Here is a 9,522-nt window from a genome sequence, read left to right on the forward strand (position 1 = left end):
ATCTTCTATAATTACCTTTTGTTTAATTAAACCAGATAAAACATTATCCCTAATCCTCACCTTGACTAAAATCAACATACTGATAAAGTTGCTTCAAACTCATCTCAAAATCCACAGATTCCAACTTTAAAACTTCTGATTCTCCTCGATAATCAGTTAATAGCCATTTACCTTGTTCATTTTTCACAAACTGCTTAATATAATATTCAGTTTGGGAAATTAAAATATATTCTTGAAAACTGGGAATCGTCCGATAAGCATCAAATTTATCCCCTTGATCATAGTTAGATGTGGATTTTGATAAGACTTCAATAATCACAAGCGGATTAGTAATAACATTTTGAGTTTTACCTTGATAAATTGCTTTACCTTCCACTACCATCACATCAGGATAAGTATAACGATTAGATGCTTCAATCCATAATTTTACATCTCCTATATATACTTCATAACCTTTATTACCTAAATTAAACAAAAGAAAAGCATAAATTTGTCCTGCTAATTTATTATGATTTGTTGTTCCCCCAGTCATGGCGATAATTTGCCCATTTAAGTATTCATTTTTGCTTTCAGATTCACTTTCTAACTCCAGATATTCTTCTGGTGTATAATAGGTTTTTTCTGTTTGAATAGGAGTGGCTAGAGTCATATTTTTCTCCTTAATTACTTTGTATGATAACTGGTTATCGCCTATTATGTCAAATAATTTAATCAAATCAGCAATTTCTATAGTTTCATTGTGAGTTTTCTCCTGTTGATTTATTTTTGTTCTAGTTGACCTAAAATAATCAAACTTTCCAAGTCTTCTGAGGCACTGGGCAAATATTGCTTGATGACAGTTTTAACTTTTTGCAATTGTAAATTATTTGCTCCTCCTAACATTCGGCTAATATCGGCTAAATCTTGACTGCGGCCTGCTATCAGTTTCATTAAAACTAAATAAGGTAAGTCAATTATTGGCAAACCATCAGGTGCATAGTTGGGATTATTAAGAGCTTCTCTTACCCAATTATCCTCAATTTCTAATACATCTAAATATGTCTCATCTTGTAATTTCCACTGAGTACCCGGAATACTTAACTCACCAATTTTTTGCCCCTGGGCTTTTTCCAAATCCTGATATATTAATTCAGCATCTTTTGCTCTGATAGCAGTAGCCAAATCCAGAGTCATTCTTTCTGGCATATAAAGTCTTGTGGCTACTCCACCGACTACCAAAAAAGGTGCTTGTTTAATAATATCATTAAGCTTTGTCACCGGATAACTCCAAGTACGTTTGTTTAAAAATTCTACACTGCTTCCTGCCCCTGGTTTAACATATTTCCTTACTAGAGCAATGAATTGTTTTCGTTTGTCAGCATTAACATCAGCTATGTTTGTCATAAGAGGAACAGCGATCGCTTTTATCGTCATCCTTGATTATTTTACATGACAACGTAAATTTCTTGGGGATTGTTTTTTTCTGTAAGTTGTCCACAGACTCCATTGTGAATTTTTCCTGTTGAGTCATATCATTGTATTTTCTCTAATCCAGAAGATAATATCATTATTAGTGATCATTATTCATAAACTACATAAACTATCAGGATCAATATTTAACTCTCTCAACTTTTGAGCTAATATAGACAGTTTAGCTTCCGCTTCATTAGCCCTTTGACGTTCTATATCAGTAGATTCACGCTGTGCTTCTAACTCCTTTCTTAATTGTACAGGAGTTAAAAACCTTTCTCCGTCAGGACGATAAATAATTAATTCTCCTTGAGATGTATCAAATTTTATTCCTAACCGGGGACTAATCCAACCATTAATCTGTTCAAGTTGTACCAAAGAGCCATTATTATTGATCCAACCTTCAATTTCATAGGATTCAGGATCATATATGTAATACTCCTGTACTCCATATTGCTGATAAAATTCTAGCTTACGCTGCATTTCATCATCGTTGTTACTAGTTGAAAGAATTTCAAACACTACTTGGGGTGGTATATTCTCCTCTCTCCATTGACGATAAGATCTACGTTTACCTTTAGGTCTGCCAAATACTACCATAACATCAGGTGCAGTTGGTGTAATCACTTTAGAACGCACTGGATACCATAATAAATCAGCAGCTATAAAAACATTATTTACATCAGCAAACAAAATTTCTAAATTTTCCTTAATAATAACAATCCATTTATATTGTTCCGTATTATCCGCCATTGGTTTACCATCACTGTCAGGGTAGAGTACATCTTCATCTAGTTGTGCTGTAATCATTGTCATATATCCTATTTAAGTGATAATTCCTAGCAGCTGACAATTTTTATAAATGATAATTAACTATATCTATACTCTTGTAATTGGCGATCGCTCAATAATCTAACATTCTCCTCTAACCACAATAAATAATCTCGTTCATACAGTTCTTTTAAGTTTATAGCCTTAGCTTCCATCTTTAAACCTCTCCATATCTACCCTCAATAAGTCACCATTTCAGATTGTTTAACAGTTTCTAAATAGAAATCTACCACCTCCTGTGAATCACCAGCAAATTTAATATTTCCTTGACTTAAATAAATCGCTTTTTTACAGGATGTGCTGACAAACTCTAAATCATGAGAAACAACTAAAACCGTAGCATCATCATCCCAAAACTGATCCATCCTTTGCTTGCACTTGTTCTTAAAACCCTCATCTCCCACCGACAATACCTCATCTAAAATCAAAATATCCGGCTGGACATCAGTTGCAATAGCAAAACCCAAACGAGCCACCATACCCGAAGATAAACCCTTAACTGGAACTAAAGCATAATCTTCTAATTCAGCAAACTCCAAAATAGAACGCGCTCTTGCTTTCATTTCAGTCCTAGAAAAACCCAATAATACGCCATAGAGAAGTATATTGTCCATCACCGAAATATCTGGATCAAAACCTGCTCCCAGTTCAATTAAAGGTGCGACCTGACCCCTAACCCTGACATTACCAACTGTAGGCTTAAGAATACCAGAAATTATCTTTAACAGCGTGGACTTACCAGAACCATTCGCACCAATTATACCTATTTTTTCGCCCTTGTCAACTACTAGGTTAACATTATTTAACACTAACTTTTTCGCAGGTTGGCGATATTTACCCTCTACCACAGATAGGAGCGTTTTTTTCAAATCATAGGAAAATTCCTCTTGAGTCCTTCTCCACAGCGAAACACTATCTAAACGTATTACTTCCATTGACAGCAAATCCATAAACTGATGTCGCTACAGATGAAACAAGTCCATCCCAGAATATAATAATTATGCCACTAGGAGATTGTTTTCAAGATATATGATATTGGCTACGCCAACCTGGCTATCGGCGATTATAAATCGCTAATACACAAACAAAGTCCACCTGCGTAGATTTGCAACCCATAAAAATGGTTTTTGTCTGTATAGCCAGGAATTATCGTCCCTAAGACAAGTATTAAATTAGACTTTTCAAACAACCTCCTGTAGACAATCAAATTCCTCCGTTAATCCTGATTATCCTACTAAATCAATCGCTAAATCATACATTGTCGTCATGGTTTATTTTGACAATGCTGAATAATTTTAATACATATTATTGATTTTTGCTTAAGTTTAATTTATACTATCAGGATCTACACCGAGCGATCGCAAATATTCTGCTAATTTATTTGCCCTTTCCCGTTCAGTTTCAGCCCTTTGTCGTTCAGTCTCAGCCCTTTGTCGTTCAGTCTCAGCCCTTTGTCGTTCAGTCTCAGCCCTTTGTCGTTCAGTCTCAGCTTTTCTCATTTCCTCTAAATTTGCTTCTTCCGGTGTGAGTACCAATTTTCCCGCAACGGTAAAATACCTCAATCTATTTTCCCAAACTCCTAAGTATAATCCCAGTTCTTGACTCCAATACCAGCCATTTTCCGATACGGGAATAATTTTATATTCACTGTCTGTTAATCTCCACCCTACCAATTCTAAGGTATTTGGTGAAAACCAAAAATACTCAGGAGTGCGGAATTGATTTTGATATAACTGTTTTTTCAATCCCTTATCTACTTTCGCAGTAGAATCAGAAAGTAGTTCAATGATCACATTAGGATATTTACCGTCTTCTTCCCAAATTACCCAAGACAGACGGGGACGTTTTTCTGTGTCTTTGACTAGAAAAAAATCAGGTCCTCTAAAGTCTCGATTTTTTAACTGTTGTCGGCTATAATAGATGCTGAGATTTGCGCCAATGAAAAAATCCTCTCTATCACGCCATAACCATTCTAAGCAAGTTACTAAGATTAATAGTTGTGTATAATGCAAAGAGCTTTCCATCTCTGGTTCGTCGCTGAGTAGTTCCGTACAATCTGGCATTAATGCTTCTATTTCTTGTGCGGTTAAAGCCATAAATTTTATGGGGATAATTTACTATCTTTTGTTAATGATAAAATATCAGGACCTACCCAGTCTAATTATCAACTCTTCACCATGTTACAGTAAATCCATAAACTGATGTCGCCACAGATGAAAACAAGTCCATCCCAAAGCTAAAATAATTATACCACTCAGCAAAGCCCCCCAAATCAAACCTAAATCAGGTGATGCACCTGATAATGTAATCTGACGTAGACTTTCAATAATTGGGGATAAGGGATTTAAACCTAAAAATGGCTTAACCTGCTTTGGTACAATAGCTGCTGGATAAAATATAGGACTACTAATCCAAATTACAAATACCACTAATTCATAAAAATAAGGTAAATCTCTAAAAAATACATACAAAGCACTAACTAAAAACCCCACCCCTGTAGAAACTAAAATCAGTGCGATAAATGGAAATATCAACGCTAGGACATTGACTAGACTTTTGGCATTAACTAAAGTCATAATTGCCAGTAACGGAAATGCTCCCACTGAAAATTGAAAGACATTAGCTGCAATCATTGATACCGGGAAAACACTAACTGGCAACTGAATTTTATTTAATAATGCACCATTACCGACTACACTACTTAAAGCCTGGGACGTGCAAGCGGAGAAAAAATTAATGACTAACAGCCCTGTCAGCGCCGCCAGCATATAGTTAAGAATAGAGTTACCATAATAAGATGCAAAGGTAGCACCAAAAATAGCAGTATATAACCCCGTCATAATCAATGGGTTCAATAGCGACCAATAAACCCCTAGAAAAGAACCCCGGTAGCGTACTTTCAGAGTTCGCACTACTAAAACATACAGCAGTTCCCAATAACGCTGTACTTGTGACCAATGTAAATTATTTTTCAGGGAAAGTGTCATTTTTCAAGCACCGTCGTTACACACAGGAAAAAACTCATTTGGCTATTTTACACCATTAATTACGATTAATTTCGAGATACAGCAGTTTCCGATATTATCAGGTATAGATATTAATGATAAAAATCTTGTGGTGCGGGCATCTTGCCCGCTACAATTGTACCTCATGAGGCACTGACCCTACATTTTTCGCGCCTCTTACCTTCAAAAACCTGGCACCTATTTTCTTTCTTATCAACCCCAACCCTTTGATTTATATAGGTTTAGAGTTTATTTAGTATCCCCTCCATATTTAGTTACTTCAAACTATCAGGGTCTATTCCCAGAGACAATAAATGCGCTGCTAAAAGTTGTACTTTGTCTTTTTCATGCGCTAATTGTTGTTCAGCTTGCAAAGCTTTTTGCTGGGATGCTTGAGCTTCTTGTTCAGCTTGCAAAGCTTTTTGCTGGGATGCTTGAGCTTCCTGTTCAGCTTGCAGAGCTTGGTTTTTAAGTTGCAGAGCTTCTTTTTGGATTTTTGTAGCTGTTTCTTCCGGTGTTGGTACTAATTCGCCTGTAGCTGTAAAATAGCGAAGTTGACCATTTGCCACACCTAAATATAAATCTAGGACTTCACTCCAAAGTAATCCTTGTTCATTGGGAACAATTTCTTCATATTGATTGCCTACGAGCCTTAAACCTGTAAATTCTAAAGTTTCGGGACTAAACCAGAAATATTCTGGAGTACGAAAGCGGGTTTCATAGAGAGCTTTTTTTAAATTGCGGTCAATTTTGGCTGTACTATTTGACAGTAATTCAATAATCAAATCTGGATAACGGCCATCTTCTTCCCATACAACCCAAGAAGTGCGAGGAACTTTTTCCGTATTTTTCACTAAAAAGAAATCAGGTCCGCGAAATTCTCGATTTTTTAACTGTTGACGACTAAAGTAAATAGTGAGATTTGCACCAATAAAAAAATCATTTTGATCGCGCCACAACCATTCTAAACTAGTTACTAGTATTAGTAACTGCATATAATGTAAAGAACTTTCCATTTCCGGTTCATCACTTAACAAACGAGTGGCATCCGGCATTTGTTGTTCTAGCTGCTGGGCTGTAACAAACATAAGAGTATACCTACTTGCTTACTGATTTAATTTTAAACTATAGAGGGTGAAAATAGAGTGCCAGATTCCGCTACACTGAGATTGAGATTATTGGATGTTAACTAGATCATGGAAATTGGACAAAAAGTTAAAGTGATTCGTTTGCGCGACCGGGTATCCTCTACTATCGCTCAAAAACTGGGAAAAATCGGCATTATCGAAGGCTACAAAGTCACTGACGGGGCAGGAATTGGCGTGGTGGTGAAGTTTGACGATAACTTCTCTACCTGGTTTTTTGCCGATGAAATCAAACCAGCTTAATCAAAATAACTCACAGCAGAAGCTAAAAAGATTGGTTGAGTGCTAAGTTGTAATTGACAAGATAGGCGATTTGGAAATTGAGTAATGGCCTTGATACTGACATTTTTGGGCAAAAACGGCATCTATCGCAGTAAGATAGCGATCGCCGCAGCCATTAGTTTGGCAACACAAGGTAAAAGGGTACTCTTAGCAGGACTAGCAGATCCAACATTGCCAATTCTACTCAATACGGCTCTGACTCCTGACCCCCAGGAAATCTCTCCCAATCTCCAAGCAGTACAGTTTACAGCATCTGTACTGCTAGAACGCAATTGGGACGAGATGAAAAAACTAGAGGCTCAATACCTGCGTACACCGATTTTTAAAGAAGTTTACGGGCAAGAATTAGTAGCATTACCAGGTATGGATCACGCTCTCGCGCTCAATGCCCTGCGTGAATATGATGCCAGTGGCAAATATGACGCGATTATCTATGATGGCACCGGAGATGATTCCACCTTGCGAATGTTAGGAATGCCAGAATCTTTGAGTTGGTACGTGAGACGATTTCGGCAATTGTTTATTAACTCTGATTTGGGGAAAACAATTACAGAATCTCCCTTTCTTCAACCTTTAATTAGTAGTCTTTTTAATGTTAATTGGACTGCTGATAATTTCGCCCAACCTACTAACCAAGTTAATGGTTTTCTCGAACAAGGTAAAGCCGCTGTGGCTAATCCCCAGCGTGTCGCTGCTTTTCTGGTGACAACATCAGACTCAATTGATGTGGCAAATTCGCGCTATCTTTGGGGAAGCGCTCAACAAGTTGGTCTAACTATTGGTGGGTTAATTTTAGTAGCTGGAGGGGAAAATACTCATCTAACCTCGGAATTTGCACCTCTACCTGTGAGTATAGTTCCTGATGTATCTAATGGTGAATGGCAACCTCTAATTAATGCTTTACCCAATTTTGTTGAGCAAGCATTACAAGCTAATCAACCAATAGAAATTGATGTACATAATCGCCAAGTACGCCTCTTTTTACCTGGTTTTGACAAAAAACAAGTTAAACTTACTCAGTACGGTCCAGAAGTCACGGTAGAAGCCGGAGATCAAAGACGCAATATCTTCCTCCCTCCTGCTTTAAGTGGTAAACCTGTGACTGGGGCAAAGTTTCAAAACAGTTATTTGATAATTTCTTTTTAGGTCATGGGTAATAGGTAAAAGAAATTGATACAACCAATTTTGCCTATTACCAATTACCAATTACCAATTACCAATTACCATTACACCTTATGTCCGAATCAAATTCTATTAATCCAAATCCTCAAGCAAATGGGGTAGTTGGAGAATCTACAAATCAAGAAGTAACAACAACGGAAGATCGTAATGCCAAAACTCGGCAATTACTAGGAATGAAAGGTGCAAGTCCAGGGGAAACTTCTATTTGGAAAATTCGCTTACAATTGATGAAACCGATTACTTGGATTCCCCTAATTTGGGGTGTGGTCTGTGGTGCGGCTTCTGCTGGTAATTACACTTGGACTCTAGAAAATGTTCTCAAATCAGCCCTTTGTATGCTGCTTTCTGGTCCTTTATTAACCGGTTATACTCAAACTATCAATGATTATTATGACCGGGACATTGACGCTATTAATGAACCCTACAGACCTATTCCTTCCGGGGCAATTTCCCAAAAGCAAGTAATTAGCCAAATCATTGTTTTACTATTATTAGGATACGGGGTAGCTTATACTTTGGATTTATGGGCAAATCATCCATTTCCTACTGTTTTAATGTTGTCTGTTTTTGGTACTTTCATTGCTTATATCTATTCTGCACCTCCATTAAAGTTAAAACAAAATGGTTGGTTAGGAAATTATGCTTTAGGCGCTAGTTATATCGCTTTACCTTGGTGGGCCGGTCATGCTTTATTTGGTGAATTGAATTGGAAAATTGTCGTTCTGACTCTGTTCTATAGTTTGGCAGGTTTGGGTATTGCCATTGTTAATGATTTTAAAAGTGTGGAAGGCGATCGCCAATTAGGTTTACAATCATTACCAGTTATGTTTGGGGTACAAACTGCGGCCTTAATTTGTGTGGTCATGATTGATTTATTTCAAGGTTTGGTTGCTGGTTATTTGGTCAGTATTCACGAGAATTTATATGCAGCTATTCTCGTATTATTAATTATCCCCCAAATCACTTTCCAAGATATGTATTTCCTCCGTGACCCCATAGCTAATGATGTCAAATATCAAGCCAGCGCCCAACCTTTCTTGGTTTTGGGAATGTTGGTAACGGGTATTGCATTAGGTCATGCTGGAGTTTAACATTTATTAATTCCAAATCCCCCGATTTTTTCAGAAGTCGGGGATTTAACTCCTCAGTTTACCAAGTTTAGCAATTGTCATGTTAAATTTTATCTCTTTCCTCACTCACGGGATACAACCTTTCTTAGTTCCGATTTGCTTTTTCATAGCTTGGACTATGATTATTATGGTGTTTTTGAATTTATGGACAGCTACAAAGGAAACTGTTAAAATTGCCCAAGAAATGCACAAAATCCCCTGTCATAATTGCCAATTTTTCACCAATAATTACCGTCTTAAATGTACAGTAAATCCATATATTGCTAGTACAGAAGCAGCAATTGGTTGTAAAGATTATCAATCACATTCATGATTTTTTCTCCTTCTAAATCCTTATTTAATATGTAGGTTGGGTTGACATAATGTTACCCAACATTATCAAATACAGCACTTACAGCAATTCCCGATATTATCAAGTACAGATATTAATTATTAATGATAAAACTCTTGTGGTGCGGGCATCTTGCCCGCATAAAGTATACCTTACTCAAGCTGAAC

The 9,522-nt window shown here is 36.9% G+C and carries 12 protein-coding genes; 4 read left to right on the plus strand and 8 right to left on the minus strand.

From position 1 onward, the window contains the following. Positions 1-49 precede the first annotated feature (49 nt). The 8 genes from FFO06_RS17365 to FFO06_RS17400 form a co-directional block, all read right to left on the minus strand. On the minus strand, positions 50-649 hold the full coding sequence (locus tag FFO06_RS17365) for a Uma2 family endonuclease (protein WP_201275480.1): 600 nt from the start codon (positions 647-649) through the stop codon (positions 50-52). Between the two features lie 110 nt (positions 650-759). Then, a complete protein-coding gene (locus FFO06_RS17370) occupies positions 760-1,413 on the minus strand; it encodes a hypothetical protein (protein ID WP_201275482.1) in 654 nt (217 codons plus the stop codon). Positions 1,414-1,563: 150 nt separating this feature from the next. After that, the gene (locus FFO06_RS17375) at positions 1,564-2,259 is read right to left on the minus strand and encodes a Uma2 family endonuclease (RefSeq protein ID WP_137909158.1); all 696 of its coding nucleotides are present in this window, start codon (positions 2,257-2,259) and stop codon (positions 1,564-1,566) included. A gap of 59 nt (positions 2,260-2,318) precedes the next feature. Next, positions 2,319-2,435 carry a DUF29 domain-containing protein gene (locus FFO06_RS22085; RefSeq protein ID WP_137909159.1) on the minus strand — a complete coding sequence of 39 codons (117 nt, stop codon included), beginning with the start codon at positions 2,433-2,435 and terminating at the stop codon, positions 2,319-2,321. A gap of 24 nt (positions 2,436-2,459) precedes the next feature. Beyond that, positions 2,460-3,215, minus strand: coding sequence for an ABC transporter ATP-binding protein (locus FFO06_RS17385; protein ID WP_137909160.1), 756 nt, complete (start codon positions 3,213-3,215; stop codon positions 2,460-2,462). Between the two features lie 390 nt (positions 3,216-3,605). After that, positions 3,606-4,376 (minus strand): Uma2 family endonuclease, encoded by a 771-nt coding sequence (locus tag FFO06_RS17390; protein ID WP_137909161.1) that lies wholly within the window; start codon positions 4,374-4,376, stop codon positions 3,606-3,608. An 84-nt stretch (positions 4,377-4,460) separates the two neighbouring features. Continuing rightward, positions 4,461-5,267, minus strand: a complete 807-nt coding sequence (locus FFO06_RS17395; protein WP_137909162.1) for an ABC transporter permease — start codon at positions 5,265-5,267, stop codon at positions 4,461-4,463. A 293-nt stretch (positions 5,268-5,560) separates the two neighbouring features. After that, complete coding sequence (locus FFO06_RS17400; RefSeq protein WP_137909163.1) at positions 5,561-6,373, minus strand: Uma2 family endonuclease; 813 nt, start codon at positions 6,371-6,373, stop codon at positions 5,561-5,563. Between the two features lie 108 nt (positions 6,374-6,481). On the opposite strand from FFO06_RS17400, the gene petP reads away from it, so the two are divergent. From petP to FFO06_RS17420, 4 genes are all read left to right on the plus strand, one after another. Further along, positions 6,482-6,673 (plus strand): cytochrome b6f subunit PetP, encoded by a 192-nt coding sequence (gene petP / locus FFO06_RS17405; protein WP_028084001.1) that lies wholly within the window; start codon positions 6,482-6,484, stop codon positions 6,671-6,673. Positions 6,674-6,757: 84 nt separating this feature from the next. After that, a complete protein-coding gene (locus FFO06_RS17410; protein WP_137909164.1) occupies positions 6,758-7,858 on the plus strand; it encodes a Get3/ArsA fold putative tail anchor-mediating ATPase NosAFP in 1,101 nt (366 codons plus the stop codon). Between the two features lie 89 nt (positions 7,859-7,947). Beyond that, positions 7,948-8,985, plus strand: coding sequence for a chlorophyll synthase ChlG (gene chlG, locus FFO06_RS17415; RefSeq protein ID WP_137909165.1), 1,038 nt, complete (start codon positions 7,948-7,950; stop codon positions 8,983-8,985). A gap of 79 nt (positions 8,986-9,064) precedes the next feature. Beyond that, a complete protein-coding gene (locus tag FFO06_RS17420) occupies positions 9,065-9,337 on the plus strand; it encodes a hypothetical protein (RefSeq protein WP_137909166.1) in 273 nt (90 codons plus the stop codon). Positions 9,338-9,522 lie beyond the last annotated feature (185 nt).

Source organism: Dolichospermum planctonicum (genome assembly GCF_005402965.1).
Classification (GTDB): domain Bacteria; phylum Cyanobacteriota; class Cyanobacteriia; order Cyanobacteriales; family Nostocaceae; genus Dolichospermum; species Dolichospermum planctonicum.

Bases quoted from the DNA above. Each gene is read 5' to 3' on its own strand.
- FFO06_RS17365 (WP_201275480.1), bottom strand. From the start codon at position 649: ATGACTCTAGCCACTCCTATTCAAACAGAAAAAACCTATTATACACCA.
- FFO06_RS17370 (WP_201275482.1), bottom strand. From the start codon at position 1,413: ATGACGATAAAAGCGATCGCTGTTCCTCTTATGACAAACATAGCTGAT.
- FFO06_RS17375 (WP_137909158.1), bottom strand. From the start codon at position 2,259: ATGATTACAGCACAACTAGATGAAGATGTACTCTACCCTGACAGTGAT.
- FFO06_RS22085 (WP_137909159.1), bottom strand. From the start codon at position 2,435: ATGGAAGCTAAGGCTATAAACTTAAAAGAACTGTATGAACGAGATTAT.
- FFO06_RS17385 (WP_137909160.1), bottom strand. From the start codon at position 3,215: ATGGAAGTAATACGTTTAGATAGTGTTTCGCTGTGGAGAAGGACTCAA.
- FFO06_RS17390 (WP_137909161.1), bottom strand. From the start codon at position 4,376: ATGGCTTTAACCGCACAAGAAATAGAAGCATTAATGCCAGATTGTACG.
- FFO06_RS17395 (WP_137909162.1), bottom strand. From the start codon at position 5,267: ATGACACTTTCCCTGAAAAATAATTTACATTGGTCACAAGTACAGCGT.
- FFO06_RS17400 (WP_137909163.1), bottom strand. From the start codon at position 6,373: ATGTTTGTTACAGCCCAGCAGCTAGAACAACAAATGCCGGATGCCACT.
- petP (WP_028084001.1), top strand. From the start codon at position 6,482: ATGGAAATTGGACAAAAAGTTAAAGTGATTCGTTTGCGCGACCGGGTA.
- FFO06_RS17410 (WP_137909164.1), top strand. From the start codon at position 6,758: ATGGCCTTGATACTGACATTTTTGGGCAAAAACGGCATCTATCGCAGT.
- chlG (WP_137909165.1), top strand. From the start codon at position 7,948: ATGTCCGAATCAAATTCTATTAATCCAAATCCTCAAGCAAATGGGGTA.
- FFO06_RS17420 (WP_137909166.1), top strand. From the start codon at position 9,065: ATGTTAAATTTTATCTCTTTCCTCACTCACGGGATACAACCTTTCTTA.